The organism is Kitasatospora sp. NPDC093558 (genome assembly GCF_040683475.1).
In the GTDB taxonomy this organism is placed as follows: Bacteria; Actinomycetota; Actinomycetes; order Streptomycetales; family Streptomycetaceae; genus Kitasatospora.
Genome location: NZ_JBFBDY010000110.1, coordinates 1 through 17,644, shown reverse-complemented (window position 1 = coordinate 17,644; position 17,644 = coordinate 1). Strand labels below are relative to the sequence as shown.

The following is a 17,644-nucleotide window of genomic DNA, read 5'->3' as shown; positions in this document are numbered from 1 at the left end:
CATCCGCCGCGCGGCCGGCGGCGATGGACGCCTGCCCGGCCGAACCCTGGGCCGCCTTCGTCTCGGCCGCGGCCCGCTCGGAGGCCTCCTTCGCCAGCTTGGTGGCGTCGAGCGCCTTGCCGGCCGCGTCCACGGCGGTCTGGGCCTGCTGCCCGGCCTGGGCGGAGGCGTTCTTCGTCAGGTCTGCCAGCTGGGCGACCGTCAGGGTTTCCTGGTCGTGGGCAGCAGCCGTCTGGTAGCCGTACTGCAGGAACAGCTGGACGTCGTCCATCGAGCCGTCCAGCGCCGCGCCGGCGGCCTTCTTCACCTCGGGACCGCCCGAGGCCATCAGCTGGGCCAGGCGGATGCGGTCGTCGTCGTCCCGTGCCTTGAACTGGCCCTCGTTCAGGAACTGGTTGACGTCGTCGATGGTGCCGTCGAGGGCCTTTGCGGCCGCGGCCTTCACACCGGGCCCGCCGACGGCCATGATCTGCGCCAGCCGCACCCGCTGGTCGTCGTCGAAGTTCTTCCTGGCCCCCTTGTCGAGGAAGGCCTTCAGGTCGTCCGCCGACCCCTTGAGCGCGGCCGTCCCGGCCTCGCGCACCCCGGGACCGGAGCCCGCGACGAGCGATTCGATCTGCGCCCGCATGTCCTGGTCGGCCGCGGCGGCCTGGCCGCTCGCCAGGAACGCCTTCAGGTCGTCGGCCGAACCGGCCAGCGCGGTCTCGGCCGCGCGGCGCACGGCCGGTCCGCCGGCCTGCCAGGCCGCGACCGCCTTCACCCGGTCCGGGTTCGGCGCGGTGGCGGGCGCAACGTCGGCCGCCACCGCGGGAGTTGTCAGCAGCCCGGTCAGCAGGCTGCCGGCCACGAACCCGGCCGCAAGCCGTGATCGGGCCCGTGATGTCAAGGACATCCTCATCGAAGTTCGCAATCCATCCTGAATCGAGGCACCGAGGTGCCGTTCAGCCGTCGGCCTTCATGCCGATGGCGCTGGAAAGCTGCTTGAAGAACGTTGTTCGAAGCGCCGCACCACAGGGGCCCGCCGCCCGACCGAACGGGCGGAGCGGCAGACCTCCTGCGACCGGCCCCCGTGCGACCGGCCCCCGCCAGGAGTCGGCGGGTGCGCGGGATCAGCCGACGATGGCGGCCGCGATGTTCTGGATGTTGCTGCTCGGGACGGCGTAGAAGGTGGTCCAGGAGCCGTCGGGCTTCTTGTCGGCGGTCCAGATCTGGTTGTCGCCGCCGAGGGCGAACAGGCGGATCGTGTCGCCGACCGTTACGGCGCTGACCTGCTTGACGTTGTTGGCGCCCGGGACGGCGTCGAAGGTGCTCCAGGTGCCGTCGGGGCGGGTGTCGGTGGTCCAGATCCTGTTGTCGCTGCCGACGGCGAACAGGCGTACGCCGGTGGGCGTGGTGGTGGCGGTGATGTTCTGGATGCCGCTGCTGGGGAGGGCGGTGAAGGTGGTCCAGGAGCCGTCGGGCTTCTTGTCGGCGGTCCAGATCTGGTTGTCGCCGCCGAGGGCGAACAGGCGGATCGTGTCGCCGACCGTTACGGCGCTGACCTGCTTGACGTTGTTGGCGCCCGGGACGGCGTCGAAGGTGCTCCAGGTGCCGTCGGGGCGGGTGTCGGTGGTCCAGATCCTGTTGTCGCTGCCGACGGCGAACAGGCGTACGCCGGTGGGCGTGGTGGTGGCGGTGATGTTCTGGATGCCGCTGCTGGGGAGGGCGGTGAAGGTGGTCCAGGAGCCGTCGGGCTTCTTGTCGGCGGTCCAGATCTGGTTGTCGCCGCCGAGGGCGAACAGGCGGATCGTGCCGTTGACCGTCACGGCGCTGACCTGCTTGACGTTGTTCGTGCCCGGGACGGCGTCGAAGGTGCCCCACGCGTTCGTGCTGTAGGAGCCCTCGTTCGTCCAGATCTTGCTGTCGCTGCCGACGGCGAACAGGCGGCTGCCCGGACGGGCGGCCTTCACCTGCTGCACCCAGGCTCCGAGGTCGTCAACTCGGGTGGCAGTGGCGCCGGTTCGGGTCTCGGTCGCGGGGGTGCCGAGGCAGCCGCCCTGCCAGGACAGGGAGGCCACCGCGGCGATCTCGGCGCTGCCGTTCCGGTCACGCAGCAGCGGGGCACCGGCGTCGCCCTGGCAGATCGCGGCCGCGCCCGCAGCCGGCGCGGTGTCGACCGTGGTCGCGGCGATCGCCCCGGCGGTGTGGGTGGTGGTGTGGACCTTGAAGGGCGCCCAGTCCGTCGCGGTGCGGCCGTAGCCGGGCACCTTCAGGCTGTCCCCGGCCGAAGGGGCGGCGGTGGCGAGGGCGACCGGGGCGACGCCGTCGACCGGAGCGGTGAGACGGGCCATCACCAGGTCGCGGTCGCTGCGCGGCACGAGCTCGGCGATGTCGACGGTGCGGCCGTTGACGGTGGCCGTGCTCTTCACGGCGGGTGTTCCGGAGGCACCGTTGAAGCAGCCGGCGGCGGTGAGGACCCAGTAGCGGTCGACGAGGGCCGCGGTGCAGGCCCGCGCGTCCGCGCTGTGACCGGGCTGGCCGACCGTCACCTTGCCCACGGCAGGGTAGTCGCCGCTCGGGGCGGGCGCTGCCGATCCGTCGGTGGCGGCGAGTTCGAGCAGCGCGGTGGCGCTGCCGGCGGACCCGCCCTCGCCGATCGACGCCCAGGCGTTCTTGACGACGTCGAAGGTCGCGGCGTTGCCGTCGGTGTTGACCGTCGCCTTGATCGTGTGGTCGTCGCCCTTGATGAGGTAGATCTTCGGGATCTCCAGCGCCAGGTAACCGGTCGGCCCGGTGATCCTGAAGCACACCGAGCTCGGCTTGGCGGCCCGGCTGAACAGCTGCACCAGCCCGGGTCCTGATGCGCAGTCGGCGAGCGCGATGTTCCCGTCGCCGGTCTTGAGGGTGATGTTCCGCTCCGCGAGGATCTTCGCCGCGTCCGGGTAGGCGAAGGTCTCCACCGAGGTCGACGTTGCGGCTTCCGCGGCCGTCGCCGTGGCCGGTACCGAACCGGCCATCACGGGTATCGCCAGCGCCGCACCGAGCGGCCAGGACAATCTGCGAACCTTACGCACAAGGACTCCAGAAAGGGAGGAAAGGGAAACGGAGCCCGCGAGATGACCAGCACCCCCCGGACTGGCAAAGAAAAAACCAAGCGCACGTTATAGGGCGCGTTCCTTGGACGTCAAAGGACCCGGCCACCAGCCCGCGGGGCGTCCGATCTGCGTTTCCCGGCCCGCCTTGCCGTCATCACCGCAGCGTCGGACCGGACCGCCGCTGCCGGCCTGAAGCTTCTTGCAGAAGGATGGGTGCGGTGGCCGATTTCTCGGGCAGCACCGCACCCATCCGATCGCGCCGGCCGTCAGGACGTCGTGCCGCACCGGCATCGCCCGAAGGCTCGCGTCCCGCCTTCACCGCGCGATCCTGCCTGGGGGCCGGACGTCAGGCCCGTACGGGACGTGCTCAGGCGGGGACGAGGTCCCACAACTGGTCGGGGGAGCCGGTCACCGGCGCCTGGGTGACCGCTCCGCCGGTCTGGGAAGGGGCGGTCAGGGCGAGCCCGGAGTCGGCACCGGTGATGGTGTAGCCGCCGGCGTGACCACCGCGGATGCGGAAGGCCTGGTTCATGCTCACCATGGCGCCCGTGTCGGCCGGATTGCGGATGACGGCCGTGCAGTGGAACTGGTTCAGGGCGGTACCGGCGGTCTTGCTCGAACTGGGCACGTCCAGGCACAGGTTGCTGTGGGCCGGGCGCAGATTCCAGCCGCCCAGCGCCGCCCTGAAGACGAACGCCTGGTTGGGGTTCCCGGTGGGGGTGAAGCCGACGACGGCGGCCTGGTCCGCCGTCGAGGAGCCGGCGACGTCGAGGTAGAGGCCGGTCGCACGGTTCACGATGCGGTAACCCTGGTCGAGCTTCGGATCGTCGGAGCCGTAGGACACCGGCAGCAGGTAGGAGCCGCGCCACACCGAGTCGGCGTAGTATTGGCGCTTGTAGTGCGCACCGTACTCGGCAGTGCAGGCGCCGTTGCGGAAGATCTCGTCGTCGTAACGGCAGTAGACGCCGAAGATCTGCTCCTTGCGGGATGCGCTCGCGGCATCGAGGTTGGCCTCCGCCTCCCTCGCCAGGTAGTCCCGGTAGAACGTGACGCGCGGCCAGTTCCCGCCGCGCCTGTTCAGGGCGCCCATGAGCAGCCGGGTCGTCGCGACGTGGTCGGGATGGAAGTACGACGCCCCCGATTGATCCGCCAGGGCGCTCTTCTGATGATCGGCCGACGAGTCCTCGGTATTGATCACCGTCGGCTGGAATTCGTCGATGACGCCCTGGATGAAAGCGAGCATCTGCTCACGGTTCAGCCGCTGCTGCGCCGGCGCGTCCGTCCCCGGGAGCGGCCACGCCTCCTGGTTGTCCGCGTACAGCGCCCACAGCTGGCCCTTGAACATGGTGCCGGCGTCGTTGGACGCGGTGGCGTCGGGGATCCGCAGCTCGACCGTCGAGACCCTGCCGCCGAGCGACCACGTCGTCGCCTGCACGCCCGCCGCCGAGTACGGCGCGTGCTGCCAGTCGCCCGGGATGCCGGCCGCGGCCTGGTAGGCAAGGCGGTCGCCGAGTTCACGGCTCTCCATGTACGCGGCCTTGTCGGTGTCCGTCGGGTGAGGGGCGTCACCGCCGCGGCTGTAGTACGAGCCCACGAGGAACAACGTCCGCACGCAGACGTCGGGATTCGCCAGATCATTGATCAGATCCGGTGTCAGGAAAAGCAAGTCGTCGTCGTGGTGCGCGACCACGTTCAGCACCCGGCCGGCCGAGCACGGCCCTGCCGCGACCGCTGCGGATGACGGTGTCGCCACAAGTCCTGCGGCCAGAGCCATGGTTGACATAGCGCCGAATGTACGGCGAGCGAACTGCACGGTTTCCCCCTTGATGTGAAATCTCATCACTGCACATGCCGATAAGGCGCAGCAGACAGCTGATCATCTCTTGATCGTGTACCACGCGCCATACGGCGATGACTTGCGGCTTCGGCCCCGGACCTCCCGGAGGCGTCGGCGCCTCGGGCCGGGCCTCCCTCGGCGTGGTCGGCGCTCGTCGCAGGGCTGTCCGCCGTGGCCCGCAGCTGCCCGCCGTCGGCCGGTAACGGAACCGTTGCGGCGGGTGGGCTCCCGGCGCGTGGGGGGTTGACGGCGTACGGCCGGTGGCGTTTGCTGTGTGGCGCTCGTTCGGCACTGTTGGGTTCTGGTCTGTTTTGTGGATTTGAACGTTCAAAAACGGAAGGGGATGCAATGTCACACCTTTCACGTCGCGAGCTGCTCCGCGCCTCCGGGGCCGGCCTGGTGGCCCTGGCCGCCGGGGGAGCGCTCGCGGCCTGCGGGGACTCCGGGTCGGGGAACGCCGCAGGTGGGGATGCCGACAAGGGCACCGTCACCGTGTGGTCGTGGGCCACGGCCGCCGCCGCGCTGCGCGGGGTCGTCCCTGCGTTCGAGCGGGACAACCCGGGCATCAAGGTCGACGTCCAGGACATCGGCGAGCCGGCCATCTGGGACAAGATCACCGTCGGCCTCGCCGCCGGCGGCCAGGGGCTCGCCGACGTCCTGCACATCGGCTGCGACTACCTGCCCGGCTACATGGAGAAGTTCCCCGACGGCCTGGCCGACCTCTCCGCGTACGGCGCCGACGCCCACAAGGACAAGTTCGCGAAGGGCCTGTGGCCGATCGTCACCGGGAAGGACGGCCACGTCCGGGCGCTGCCCTGGGAGGTCAACCCGCTCGGGTTCTTCTATCGCAAGGACTGCTTCGACAAGGCCGGCATCGACCCCGGGTCCCTCGCGACCTGGGACGACGTGATCGCCACCGCCGACCGCTTCAAGGCCGCCAACCCCGGCTTCTCCATGATCGGCATCAGCAAGACCGCGATCCCCGACCCCGACCTGGACTTCCTGCAGTCCCTGATGCAGCTCCAGGGCGCGTTCTACTTCGACCTCCAGGGCCGGATCACGCTCGGCTCGCCCGAGGCCGTCCGGGCGATGACCGTCCTCAAGCGGATGTCGGACGCCGGGCTGGTCGCCGACGCGGTCGGGGAGCACGGATGGCGCAACCTCATGAAGGACGGGAAGCTCGCCGTCGCCCCGATGCCCGCGTGGGCGGCGCACTACCTGGAGAGCAAGTTCCCGGACCAGAGCGGGCTTTGGCGCCTCGCCAAGCCCCCGGCCGTCACCGCTGGAGGCAAGCGCACCGCGCTCGTGAACTCCACCCACCTCACCGTCGCCGCCTCCAGCCCGCGCCGCCGCGCCGCCTGGAAGTTTGTCGAGTACGCGCTCACCCGCCCCGCGTCCGTGAACGGCATGTTCACTGCCGGTGGCGTCTTCCCCGCGCTCACCGAGGCCTACACCGACCCGATGTACGCCGCGCCCGGCGCCTACTACGGCGGCCAGCCGGTGCTCAGGACCTTCGCCGACCTGGCCGCCGACGGCGGCGACCCGACCAACTACTCCGGCGACTACGCCCGCGCCCTGAAACTCGCCAGCGACGCCCAGACGAAGGTGTTCCTCAAGGGCGGCGACCCCGCCGCCGTGCTCCAGGACGCTGCCAAGCAGCTCGCCCAGCAGACCGGGCGCAGCACCGCATGACGACGACCGTCCGACCGTCCCCCGCGCGTGCCCGGCGGCGCCGCGCCGCCGTCCCGTACGTCCTCCTCGCCCCCGCCCTGATCACCTTCGGCGTTTTCAAGGCGTACCCGGTCGTCGACTCGCTGCTCCTGTCCTTCACCGCCGGCTCCGGAACCACCGGCTCCGGCACCGCCGCCCGCTCCGCCGGCCTCGCCAACTACCGGCGCCTGCTGGACGATCCGCTGTTCTGGACGGCTCTGCGCAACACCGCCGAGATCCTCGTCGTGCAGGTCCCGCTGATGCTCGGGCTGGCCCTGCTGATGGCCGTCGGCATCAACTCGGCGCTGGTGCGCTGGCGGACGGTGTGGCGCCTCGGCGTCTTCATGCCGGCCGTCACCGGCCTGGTCGCCACCGGCGTGATCTTCGCCTTCCTCCTCAACTCCGAGCACGGCGCCGTCAATTGGCTGCTGGACGCGGTCGGACTGCCGACCGTCGACTGGTTCGGCGAGCCGTTCTGGGCGCGGATGGCCGTCGTCCTGGTGCTCACGTGGCACTACACGGGCTACAACGCCGTGATCTACCTGGCCGGCCTGCAGGGCGTCCCGAAGGAGCTGTACGAGGCCGCGATGGTCGACGGGGCGGGCCCCGTACGGCGGTTCACGGCCGTCACGGTGCCGGCGCTGCGCCCGGTGCTGCTGTTCACGGTCGTGCTGTCCACCATCGGCACGCTCCAACTCTTCGACGAGCCGTACGTGTTGACGGGCGGCGGACCGGACAACGCGACGCTGACCGTCTCCATGTACCTGTACCAGAACGGCTTCCGGTACTTCGACTTCGGCTATGCCTCCGCCATCGCCTACGCGCTGACGCTGCTCGTGTCGGTGCTCGGCGCGGTCCAGATGCGCCTGATGGGGGAGCGGGAGAAATGAGCGCGAAAAGGCTCCGCGGCTGGCCGCTGACCTTCCTCCTGGCGGGCCTCACCGGCCTGTCCGTCGGCCCGTTCTACTGGCTGGTGATCGCCACCACCCGCAAGGACGACGAAGTCTTCGACTGGCCGCCCGAGTTGCTGCCCGGCGGCCACCTCGGCGACAACCTCGACCACCTCCAGCGGAAGATCGGGCTGCTCCGGGTGGTCGGAAACTCCCTTCTGGTGGCGGGAGTCCAGACGGCCGGCGCGCTGGTGATCGCGCTGCTGGCCGGCTACGCCTTCGCCAAGTTCCGCTTCCGCGGCCGCAGTCTGCTGTTCGGCCTGCTGCTCTCCACCCTCGTGGTGCCCGAACAGGTCATGCTGGTACCGCTGTTCAAGATGATGATGAGCTTCGGCCTGCTCGACACCTACCAGGCGATCATCCTGCCCGGCCTGTGCGTGCCGTTCGCGATCTTCCTGATGCGGCAGTCCCTCGCCGGCCTGCCGGACGAACTCCTGGACGCCGCACGGGTCGACGGCGCGGGCGAGTTCCGGGTGCTGTGGAGCGTCGTGGTGCCGGTCATGCGGCCGGTGCTGGCGGCACTCGCGATCTTCCTCTTCCTGGGCTCCTGGAACCAGTTCGCGTGGCCGCTGGTCGCCCTGCGCAGCCCCGCCATGCACACCCTGCCGGTCGCCCTCGCGACCCTGCACGGCAATCAGAGCACCACCGACTACGGCGCGATCCTCTCCGGCACCGCGCTGTCCACCCTGCCGATGATGGTCCTCTTCCTGGTCCTGCAACGGCAGTTCATCTCCGGCCTGCTGGCCGGCGCAACGAAGGGCTGACACCCGTGACCGACATCTGGGAGCCGCACGCCCCCGCCGCCGGCGGCCTGCGCCCGCTCTACGCCGAGGGCCTGGACCTGCGGGTGAACGGCGCCGGGACGGCCCGCGCGGTGGCCGACGGGCTGGTCGAGGTGACCGCCGAGGTGACCTCCGGGGCCAACGTAGAGGCCCGGATCGAGTGGCGGGTACCGTGCGTGGACGCCACCGCCCTCTGGACCCCCGAACCGCGCGGCACCGGCCGGCTGCCCGCCGCCTGGAGCGCCCCGCGCCGCACCGGGATCGCCGCCGGCGCCCCGATCGCCTCGCTCGTCGGCACCGGTGACGTCGCGATCTGCGCCTTCGCCGCCGAGCGGCCGGACGTCCTGGCCGGCGCCGGAGTGGTCGAGGAGACCGGCGAGTTCCGCTTCTGGGCGCAGGCGCCCGGCCGCCTCACCGTCCGTATCGACACCTCGCGCCGCCACTTCGCCCGCTGCCTCGCCGGCCTCACCGAGTGGTGGGGCGCCGCGCACCGGGCGGACATCCCCGAGGCCGCGCGCCGTCCCGCCTATTCCACCTGGTACGCGATGCACCAGGATGTCTCGCCGAAGGCCGTCGAGGCCCAGGCCGCGCTCGGCAAGGAGCTCGGCCTCGACGTGATCATCGTCGACGACGGCTGGATGACCGCCGACCGCACCCGCGGCTACGCGCACTGCGGCGACTGGGAACCGGTCTCGCTGCCGGACACCGCCGCACACGTGCGGCGCGTCCACGACCTCGGCGTGCGGTACCTGCTCTGGTACGCGCTGCCGTTCATCGGCAAGGACAGCGCCGCGTTCGAACGCATCGGCCGGTACGCGCTCGCCGACGCCGGGCCCATGGGCGCGGTCGTCGCCGACCCGCGCTACCCGGAGGTGCGGGGGTTCCTGGCCGGCCGCCTAGCGCGGGCCGTCGAGGAGTGGGGCATGGACGGCCTCAAGGTCGACTTCGTCGACTGGTTCGCGCGGGCGGACGCACCCGCGCCGGGCCCGGAGGCGGACTGCGCAGCCGTGGACGAGGGCGTCGAACGGCTGCTCGCCGAGCTCCGCCGGCGGATCACCGCGGCCCGCCCGGACGCGATGATCGAGCACCGCCAGCCCTACGTCAGCCCGGCCCTGTGGCCGTACGTGACGATGATCCGCGCCACCGACTGCCCGCTCAGCCCGCAGGAGAACCGGCAGCGGACGATCGACGTGCGGCTCGCCGCCGGGCCCGTCCCCGTCCACGCCGACATGCTGACCTGGCACCCGGTCGAGCCGCCCGAGCAGATCGCCTGCCACCTGATCAACGTCCTCTTCGCCGTCCCCCAGGTGTCCGTCGACCTCGCGGCGCAGCGCCCCGATCAGCGCGAGGCCCTCGCGTTCTGGCTCGGCGTCTTCCGCGCGCACGCCGACACCCTGCAACTCGGCGAACTGCGCCCGGCCCGGCCCGACCTCGGCTACCCGCTGGTCACGGCCACCGGCCCGGACACCGTCGTCGTCGCCCGGTACGCGGCGCTGCCGGTGGCGGTCGGGGGTGAGCGGTGGCGCACGTTGCTGGTGGCCAATGCGGATGTGGATCCGGAGGTGCGGCTGGTGGGTGGCAGTGGGGTGGCGGAGGCGGTTGTGCAGGATGCACGGGGGCGTGTGGTGTGGCGGGGCAGGGTGGAGCTCGGCGGGGGCGGCATTGTCGGGGTGCCGCGGGGTGGGTTGCTGACGCTGCGGCGCGAGTGACGGAGGCCGGGAACGTGGCCGGCTCGCTCGGGGCCGGCTGCGCGGGAGCGTATTGTCCAGCGGGACGGCGGTGTTGCTGCGGCGCCGCGTGGCGGGTCACCGACGCCGCGCCGCCGGTGACCCGGACGAGCAAGCTGGAGGGGGCGCATGCCCGAGGGAGCACGCCGACCGCGCCGCGGTGCCACCACCATCGAGGAGGTCGCCCGTGCGGCCGGGGTGTCGCGGCAGACGGTGTCCAACGCGCTCAACGCCCCGCACCGGGTGCGCCCCGACACCCTGGAGCGGGTGACCGCCGCGATCCGCGAACTCGGCTACCAGCCCGACCAGTCGGCCCGCTCGCTGCGCAGCGGCGCCCGGCGCACGATCGGCTACCTCTCGCCGGTGGACGACCCGTTCGACCCCAATCCGCTGATGGCCGGCTTCCTGGAGGCCCTGGTCGACGCGGCGGGGGCGCAGGGCCTACGGGTGCTCCTGTTCCGTCCGGCGCCGGGCACCGGGGACACGCCGGGCACGGGGGCGGTTCGGGCTGTGGGCGATGCGTTGGGCGCGGAGGACGGGCCCGGCACCGGGGACACGCCGGGCGCGGGGGACGCGCTCGCGGCGATCGACGAGCTGGTCGCGGCCCGCCAGGTGGACGGGCTCGTGCTCGCGGACGTGCTGCGCGACGACCCGCGGATCGGCCACGTCGCCCGCGCCGGCGTCCCGTTCACGACCTTCGGGCGGACGGGACCGGGGGAGCCGCAGCACTGGGTGGACATCGGCAACGGCCCGGCCATGGCAGCCGTCGTGCGGCACCTCGCCGAACGCGGGCACCGGCACCTCGGGTACGTCGGCGGCGCGGAGGACCTGCCGTGGATGGCGGAACGCCGCGCGGGCTTCCTCGCCGAGGCGCGCCGGCTCGGCCTGACGGCGGTGGTGGCGGGCGGGCCCGACGTCGCCGCCGTGCGCGGGCTGCTGCGCGGCCCGGACCGGCCGACGGCCGTCGCGGCGGCGAGCGACCTGCTCGCGCTGGACGTCTACGAGGCCGTCCGCGCCGAGGGGTTGGCGGTCGGGCCGGAGGCGGCGGAGGGCGGGCAGGTGGCGGTCACGGGCTTCCACGACACGCCGCTCTGCCGCCACCTGCACCCCGCGCTGACGTCGGTCCGGCTGCCGCTGCGGGCGATCGCCGCCGCGCTGGTCGAGCGCCTGCTCGGCCAGGTGCGTGGGGAGCGGGCGCCCGGCGCGGGGCTGGAGCTGGCCACCGAGCTGGTGGTGCGGGCGAGTTCGGGTGGGTGAAGACAGGCCGTAGGGCTGTCAGTCCCCCGACGACGCGATGATCAGCTCGCCGACCAGCCGGGCGGCGGCCGTCCGCTCCTCCGCCGGCAGGGCGTCGTCGGTCACCAGGACGTCGAGCTTGTCCAGGGCCGCGAACGAGGCCAGGCCCACGGCGTTCCACTTCGTGTGGTCGGCGACCACGATGACCCGGCGCGCGGACTGCAGGAAGGCCCGGTTGGTCTCCGCCTCGGCCAGGTTGGGGGAGGTCAGCCCGGTGTCGGCGGAGAGGCCGTGGCAGCCCATGATCAGCACGTTGACGTGCAGCGAGCGGATCGCCTGGTCCGCCACCGGGCCGACGAGCGCGTCCGAGGGGGTGCGGACGCCGCCGGTGCGGATCACCGTCGCCGTCGCGGGGCTGCCGTCGTCGTCGGGCTGTTCCAGCACCTCGGCGATCCGCAGCGAGTTGGTGACCACGGTCAGGCCCTCGACGGAGCGCAGGTGCCGGGCCACCGCGAAGGTCGTCGTGCCGGCTGCGAGGCCGACCGCCGAGCCGGGCGGCACGAGTGCGGCGGCGGCGCGGGCGATCGCCTCCTTCGCGGGCAGTTCCCAGCCGGCCTTGGTCTCGAAGCCGGGCTCGCCGCTGAGCGGCGCCTCGACCCGCACCGCGCCGCCGTGGACCTTCTCCACCAGTCCGCGCCGGGCCAGGGCGTCGAGGTCGCGGCGGACGGTCATGTCGGAGACCCCGAGGTCGCGGACGAGTTCGGTCACCCGGACCCCGCCCCGCGCGCGCACCTGTTCCAGGATCAGCGCGCGTCGCTGCCCGGCGAGCGGTTGGGCGCTGTCGGCCATCGGGGGGCCTCCTCGGGTCGGTGTGGCGCGGGTCGGCGCGGCCGGGGCGGCCACGCTCATCGCCATCATGGCCATCATGGCAGGTGCCGGTTGCTTCCGGGGCGCCGGGTCTGTTGGATAGTGTTCGAGATTGTTGATTCATGTCGGATCGAGGAGAAAGAACCGAGCCATGGCCGGGACCGTCACCGAGCCCACCGCCAGGACCGCGACCACGCTCGCGGACGGGCGGGAGCTCATCTACTACGACAGCGGCGCGGCCGTGCCCCGGAACGCCGTCGACCGGCGCCCGCTGGACCCCCGGCCGCCCGCCTCCCAGGTGCGCCGGGACCCGGTCACCGGGGACTGGGTCACCGTCGCCGCGCACCGGCAGGCCCGCACCTACCAACCGCCCGCCGAGGAGTGCCCGCTGTGCCCGTCCCGGGACGGGCGGCTGAGCGAGATCCCGGCGGACGACTACCAGGTGGCCGTCTTCGAGAACCGCTTCCCCTCGCTGGCCGGCCTCCCGGGCGAGCTCACCGGCGGACTGCGGACGGCCGGGCCCGGCGCGGGGCGCTGCGAGGTGGTGTGCTTCACCGCCGACCACGACACGTCGTTCGCCGACCTGTCCGAGTCCCGTGCGCGGCTGGTCCTCGACGCGTGGACCGACCGGACGGCCGCGCTCTCCGCCCTGCCCGGCGTCGAGCAGGTCTACTGCTTCGAGAACCGCGGCGCCGAGATCGGCGTCACCCTCGCCCACCCGCACGGCCAGATCTACGCGTTCCCGTTCACCACCCCGCGCACCACCCGCATGGCCGCCCGCGCCTCCGCGCACCGCACGGCCACCGGCCGCAACCTCTTCGACGACCTCCTCGCCGCCGAACGCGCCGACGGCGAAAGGGTGGTGCTCGCCGGCGAGCACTGGACGGCCTTCGTCCCCTTCGCCGCCCGCTGGCCCTACGAGGTCCACCTCTACCCGCACCGCCGCGTCCCCGACCTCACCGCCCTCGACGACGCCGAACGCGCCGAATTCCCCGGCCTCTACCTCGACCTGCTGCGCCGCTTCGACCGCCTCTTCGGCACCGGCCGCACCCCGTACATCTCCGCCTGGCACCAGGCCCCGGCCGCCCACCGGGACGAACTCGCCCTGCACCTGGAGCTGTTCACCATCCGGCGCACCGCCGACAAGCTCAAGTACCTGGCCGGCGTCGAATCCGGCATGGACGCCTTCGTCAACGACGTCAGCCCCGAACACGCGGCCCAGCGCCTGCGGGAGGTCGCCCGATGAACACCGCCACCCAGCCGTCCGCCACCCAGCCGTCCTTCACCCAGCTGTACGGACGGGCGCCGGAGGGGGAGTGGGCCGCGCCCGGGCGGGTCAACCTGATCGGCGAACACACCGACTACAACCTCGGGTTCGTCCTGCCGATCGCCCTGCCGCAGACCGTCCGCGCCCAGGCCCGGCGGCGGGACGACGGGCTGCTCCGGCTGCACTCCACCAAGGGCGGCAGCGCCGAGGCGGTCGTCGCGGACCTCGCCCCGGGGAGCGTCACCGGGTGGGCCGGCTACCCGGCGGCCGTCGTGTGGGCGCTGCGCGAGGCCGGGCACGACGTCGGCGGGGCGGAGCTCGCCCTGGACAGCGACGTGCCGTCGGGCGCCGGGCTGTCGTCCTCGGCGGCCCTCGAATGCTCGGTGGCGCTCGCCTACAACGACCTGTACGGGCTCGGCCTTTCGGCGCCCGAGCTCGCGCTGATCGCGCAGCGGGCGGAGAACGCGTACGTCGGGGTGCCGTGCGGGATCATGGACCAGATGGCGTCGATGTGCTGCCGCGCGGGCGCGGCCCTGCACCTGGACAGCCGGGACCTGGCGATGCGTCAGGTGCCGGTGGACCTGGCCGGCGCCGGCCTCGCGCTGCTCGTCCTCGACACCCGGGTCAAGCACGACCTGGGCGACGGCGCGTACGCCGGCCTGCGGGCCGGGTGCGAGCGCGCGGCGCACCTGCTCGGCCTGCCCGCCCTGCGCGAGCTCGGACCGGCCGACCTGCCGACCGCGCTGCCCCGGCTCCCGGAGGAACTGCGGCCGCTGGTACGGCACGTGGTCACCGAGAACGAGCGCGTGGCCGAGGCCGTCGCGCACCTGGAGTCGGGCGCGCTCGCGGCGCTCGGGCCGGTGCTCACCGCCGGGCACGCCTCGCTGCGCGACGACTACCGGGTCTCGTGCGCCGAGACCGACCTCGCCGTCGACACGGCCGTCGCGGCCGGGGCGCACGGAGCCCGGATGACGGGCGGTGGCTTCGGCGGCTCCGTCATCGCCCTGGTGGACGAGGACGCGGCCGGGGCCGTCGCGGCCGAGGTCACCACCGCCTTCCTGGCCAAGGGCTTCACCGCCCCGCGCACCCTGACCGCGACCCCGGCCGAGGGCGCCCGCCGTATCGCCTGACTGCACCGTTCGACCCCACCTCCCGACCCCACCGTCCGATCCCACGGTCCGATCCCACCGTCCGATCCCACTGCCCGACCCCGGCGGGGCGCCTCGCCCGGAGCGCCCCGCCGTTCGCCGTAAGCCGGCTGCCGTACGTCGGCCGCCGTACGCCTCAGGCCTTGTGCGCCTCCGGACGCTCCGGCGAGGCCTCCGCGAGCGCCTGCGTCACGGCCGTCACGCCCGCGCGCAGGCCGTAGACCGGGGTGCCGGGCTGCTGGCGCCAGGACTCGTCGATGCCGCCGGCGTCCACCGTGTCGAAGCCGATCTCGTCGATGAGCGCCCGGACCTTGCGCTTGGCGGCCTCGTCGTCGGAGGAGACCGGCACGGCGAGCCGGTCAGGGTCCCCCTGGGGGCGGGGCTGCTCGACGATGTCCCGGGCGTAGGTGCCGTTGAAGGCCTTGACGACCGGGTGGCCGAGGTGCCGCTCCGTCCAGCGGCTCTCGGTCAGGCCGCCCTCGATCTCGGCGATCAGGCCGTCGCGCTCCTTCGGGTAGTAGTTGCCGGTGTCGATCACGGCGAAACCCTCGGCGGCCCCGGCGAACAGGCCGCCGGGCAGGTCCGGCACGTTCTTCAGCGGCACCGTGACCACGACGACCTCCGCGCCGTGCGCGGCCTCGGCGGCCGGCACCGCCCGGGCCCCCGTCTCCGCGACGAGCTCGGCCAGCGACTCCGGCCCGCGCGAGTTGGCGACGGAGACGTCGTGACCGAGGGCGGTGAGCCGCCTCGTCAGGTTGCCGCCGATGTTCCCCGCGCCGATGATGCCGATCTTCATGGTGGTACCCCTTCGCAAGAGTTTCCGCATGCTCGAAAGGGCCCAACCGCCTCGCGCCGCCGTCGATTCCCGCTCGCAGGGGTGGTCCTGCGGGACTCAGCTTGACGCGCGCCTGGTGACGGTGTGTCGGCCGCCGCAGGGTGTGCGCATGAACGACGACACCCACCGCCCGGCTGACCCCCTGCGGGTGCTGTTCTCAGGGGCGGCGACGCGTTGACGGGGAGTACCGGTCACGCTGGGCATTCGGCGCCCGGAGCGGCGGTCGCGCTGAGTGCCCGACGGGCGAGCGCCGACGCCGCGAAGCCCGTATTTCGGCCGAGTGCCGATCGCGCTGAGTGTCCGTCGCCTTGAGCCTCGATCACCCTGTGAATCGATCGTGCCGAAACGATGCCGGTGGGCCGGTTACGGAAGATGATGGTGGGGAGAGAACCGGCCGCAGGTCCTCGGGGAAGGAGCGTGCGCCATGGCGACCTTCGACGGGCCCACCGGGCTCCTGCTCCAGGTCGGGCCCGACGCCGGGCTCGATCCGGACGAACTCACCGAGCTCGCCGCCCGGCTCCGCACCGAACTGCTCGACGACCTCGACCTCACCGACGCCGAACCCGTCGAGGAGGAGACCGCGCCCGAGGACGCCAAGGGCCTCGGCAGCCTGGCCGGCGCACTGCTCGTGCACTTCGTGGACATCGAGATGCTGCGGGCGGTCGTCACCTCCGTCCGGAACTGGGTCGGACGGACCGGCCACGTCGTCGAGCTGAGCCTCGGCGGCGACACGCTGAAGGTCACCGGGGTGACCGCCAAGCAGCAGGAAACGATGATCGATGACTGGCTCGCACGTCACGCGGCCGTCTCCTGAACTGCCCGACGAACTCCGCTTCGCCCTGGTGGTGGCCACTGCCAGGTACACCGACCCTGCGCTGCGCCAGCTCCGTGCCCCGGCCCGCGACGCCGACCAGCTGAGCGAGGTGCTCGCCGACCCGCGGATCGGCGGCTTCGCGGTGACCAGGGTGGTCGACCGGACGGCGCAGGAGATCCGGCTCGCCGCGGAGGAGTTCCTCACCGGCCGCGACCCGGAGGACCTCCTGCTCGTCTACCTCTCCTGCCACGGGCTCGTGGACGTCCGCCGCAAGCTGTACTTCGCCGCCACCGACACCGTGAAGACCAGGCTCGCCGCGACCGGCGTCGAGTCGCAGTGGCTGCTCGACCTGATGGAGGACTGCCGGGCGAGGCGCCTGGTGGTCATCCTCGACTGCTGCTTCAGCGGCGCGTTCTCGCACGGGCTCAAGGGCGACGAGGACCTGGCACTGGGCGAACGCATGCGCGGCCAGGGCCGCGGGCGGGTGGTGCTGACCGCCTCGCGCGGCAGCGAGTACTCCTGGGAGGGCGAACCGCTCTCCGGGACGGAGCCGCCCGGCTCGGTGTTCACGACCGCGATCGTCGACGGCATCCGCACCGGCGCGGCCGACCAGGACCACGACGGCTACGTCTCGGTCGACGACGCCTACGCGTTCGCCTTCGACCGGATCCGGTCCGGCGGCAGCCAGCAGACCCCGCAACGCTGGCTCTACGGCGCGGAAGGGAAGATCCTGCTCGCCCGCAGCCCGGCCGGCGTGGCCATCGCCGCGGCGCCGCTGCCGGAAGCCCTGCGCAGCGGCCTGGACAGCCCGCACCCGGCCATCCGCCTCGGCGCGGTGACCGCGCTGGGGGAGTGGCTCACCGGGCCCGACCCGGCGCGCGAACTGGCGGCCCGGCGGACGTTGCAGGAGGTCGCGGACGCCGACATCCCGCTGGTGGCCTCGGCCGCACGCGCCCTGCTGGCGAAGGCGGGGGGCGAGGCCGGGAAGCAGCCTTCGAAGGCCGAGGTCGACGAGCCCGGGAAGCAGCCTTCGAAGGCCAAGGTCGAGGCGGCCGGGAAGCAGCCTCCGAAGGCCGAGCCGGACGAGCCCCGGCCGTCGCCCGCGGAAGCCGGGCACGGGCCGGCGGAGCGTCCGGCGCAGCCCCTGAAGCCCAAGCCCGACGAAGTCCGGCCGGAGCGCGCAGGTGGCGTGCACGCGTTTCCCCCGGGCGTGCTGGGGGCTGCGCTCGCGCGACCGGAATCCCGCCCCAAGCCGGCCGGGCAGCCCGCCGCGAAGCCGGCTCCGGCTGCAAGCGACCGCCCCCCAGCCGCCCAGGGAGCCCCGCCCGCGCCCCGGCCCGAGGCCGCGCCCCGGCGGACGGAGCCCCCCCCAACCCCGGCGCTCGCCGTCCCCCACC

Annotated in this window: 13 protein-coding genes and 1 pseudogene; 9 read left to right on the top strand and 5 right to left on the bottom strand. The window is 72.9% G+C overall.

All coding sequences use genetic code 11. The features are described 5' to 3' along the window. The 3 genes from AB0O00_RS14085 to AB0O00_RS14075 all read right to left on the bottom strand — a co-directional run. The coding region (locus AB0O00_RS14085) for an ALF repeat-containing protein (RefSeq protein WP_363651468.1) at nt 1–847 on the bottom strand (847 nt) is incomplete at its 3' end. Between the two features lie 262 nt (nt 848–1,109). Continuing rightward, entirely contained in the window at nt 1,110–3,035 is a 1,926-nt protein-coding gene (locus tag AB0O00_RS14080) for a trypsin-like serine protease (protein ID WP_363651466.1), read from the bottom strand. A 406-nt stretch (nt 3,036–3,441) separates the two neighbouring features. Further along, a complete protein-coding gene (locus AB0O00_RS14075) occupies nt 3,442–4,857 on the bottom strand; it encodes an RICIN domain-containing protein (RefSeq protein WP_363651464.1) in 1,416 nt (471 codons plus the stop codon). A 402-nt stretch (nt 4,858–5,259) separates the two neighbouring features. Between AB0O00_RS14075 and AB0O00_RS14070 the strand changes: the two genes are divergently transcribed. The 5 genes from AB0O00_RS14070 (at nt 5,260) to AB0O00_RS14050 (ending at nt 11,337) form a co-directional block, all read left to right on the top strand. Continuing rightward, nucleotides 5,260–6,603, top strand: a complete 1,344-nt coding sequence (locus tag AB0O00_RS14070) for an extracellular solute-binding protein (RefSeq protein ID WP_363651462.1) — start codon at nt 5,260–5,262, stop codon at nt 6,601–6,603. Further along, nucleotides 6,600–7,511, top strand: a complete 912-nt coding sequence (locus AB0O00_RS14065) for a sugar ABC transporter permease (RefSeq protein WP_363651460.1) — start codon at nt 6,600–6,602, stop codon at nt 7,509–7,511. The genes AB0O00_RS14070 and AB0O00_RS14065 overlap by 4 nt, the downstream gene beginning before the upstream one ends. Then, nucleotides 7,508–8,335, top strand: a complete 828-nt coding sequence (locus AB0O00_RS14060; RefSeq protein WP_363651458.1) for a carbohydrate ABC transporter permease — start codon at nt 7,508–7,510, stop codon at nt 8,333–8,335. Before AB0O00_RS14065 ends, AB0O00_RS14060 begins: the two co-directional genes overlap by 4 nt. Before the next feature lie 5 nt (nt 8,336–8,340). Next, on the top strand, nt 8,341–10,062 hold the full coding sequence (locus AB0O00_RS14055; protein ID WP_363651457.1) for a glycoside hydrolase family 36 protein: 1,722 nt from the start codon (nt 8,341–8,343) through the stop codon (nt 10,060–10,062). Between the two features lie 147 nt (nt 10,063–10,209). Continuing rightward, complete coding sequence (locus tag AB0O00_RS14050; RefSeq protein ID WP_363651455.1) at nt 10,210–11,337, top strand: LacI family DNA-binding transcriptional regulator; 1,128 nt, start codon at nt 10,210–10,212, stop codon at nt 11,335–11,337. Between the two features lie 18 nt (nt 11,338–11,355). Here AB0O00_RS14050 and AB0O00_RS14045 read toward each other — a convergent pair whose 3' ends face one another. Continuing rightward, nucleotides 11,356–12,165: a DeoR/GlpR family DNA-binding transcription regulator gene (locus AB0O00_RS14045; RefSeq protein WP_363651453.1), complete on the bottom strand. Its 810-nt coding sequence runs from the start codon at nt 12,163–12,165 to the stop codon at nt 11,356–11,358. Between the two features lie 169 nt (nt 12,166–12,334). On the opposite strand from AB0O00_RS14045, the gene galT reads away from it, so the two are divergent. Together galT and galK are read left to right on the top strand one after the other, a co-directional pair. Beyond that, nucleotides 12,335–13,429: a galactose-1-phosphate uridylyltransferase gene (gene galT / locus AB0O00_RS14040; RefSeq protein ID WP_363651451.1), complete on the top strand. Its 1,095-nt coding sequence runs from the start codon at nt 12,335–12,337 to the stop codon at nt 13,427–13,429. Beyond that, nucleotides 13,426–14,580 (top strand): galactokinase, encoded by a 1,155-nt coding sequence (gene galK / locus AB0O00_RS14035; RefSeq protein ID WP_363651449.1) that lies wholly within the window; start codon nt 13,426–13,428, stop codon nt 14,578–14,580. The genes galT and galK overlap by 4 nt, the downstream gene beginning before the upstream one ends. 154 nt (nt 14,581–14,734) lie before the next feature. On the opposite strand, the pseudogene AB0O00_RS14030 reads toward galK, so the two are convergent. Continuing rightward, nucleotides 14,735–15,442, bottom strand: a pseudogene (locus AB0O00_RS14030) (NAD(P)-binding domain-containing protein); the annotation flags it as partial. Between the two features lie 415 nt (nt 15,443–15,857). Between AB0O00_RS14030 and AB0O00_RS14025 the strand changes: the two are divergent. Together AB0O00_RS14025 and AB0O00_RS14020 are read left to right on the top strand one after the other, a co-directional pair. Next, the gene (locus tag AB0O00_RS14025) at nt 15,858–16,247 is read left to right on the top strand and encodes a hypothetical protein (RefSeq protein ID WP_363651447.1); all 390 of its coding nucleotides are present in this window, start codon (nt 15,858–15,860) and stop codon (nt 16,245–16,247) included. Then, a partial coding sequence (locus tag AB0O00_RS14020; RefSeq protein WP_363651445.1) for a caspase family protein occupies nt 16,213–17,644 on the top strand: 1,432 nt, incomplete at its 3' end. The genes AB0O00_RS14025 and AB0O00_RS14020, both read left to right, overlap by 35 nt.

Bases quoted from the DNA above. Each gene is read 5' to 3' on its own strand.
- AB0O00_RS14075 (WP_363651464.1), bottom strand. From the start codon at position 4,857: ATGTCAACCATGGCTCTGGCCGCAGGACTTGTGGCGACACCGTCATCC.
- AB0O00_RS14070 (WP_363651462.1), top strand. From the start codon at position 5,260: ATGTCACACCTTTCACGTCGCGAGCTGCTCCGCGCCTCCGGGGCCGGC.
- AB0O00_RS14065 (WP_363651460.1), top strand. From the start codon at position 6,600: ATGACGACGACCGTCCGACCGTCCCCCGCGCGTGCCCGGCGGCGCCGC.
- AB0O00_RS14060 (WP_363651458.1), top strand. From the start codon at position 7,508: ATGAGCGCGAAAAGGCTCCGCGGCTGGCCGCTGACCTTCCTCCTGGCG.
- AB0O00_RS14050 (WP_363651455.1), top strand. From the start codon at position 10,210: ATGCCCGAGGGAGCACGCCGACCGCGCCGCGGTGCCACCACCATCGAG.
- AB0O00_RS14045 (WP_363651453.1), bottom strand. From the start codon at position 12,165: ATGGCCGACAGCGCCCAACCGCTCGCCGGGCAGCGACGCGCGCTGATC.
- galT (WP_363651451.1), top strand. From the start codon at position 12,335: ATGGCCGGGACCGTCACCGAGCCCACCGCCAGGACCGCGACCACGCTC.
- galK (WP_363651449.1), top strand. From the start codon at position 13,426: ATGAACACCGCCACCCAGCCGTCCGCCACCCAGCCGTCCTTCACCCAG.
- AB0O00_RS14025 (WP_363651447.1), top strand. From the start codon at position 15,858: ATGGCGACCTTCGACGGGCCCACCGGGCTCCTGCTCCAGGTCGGGCCC.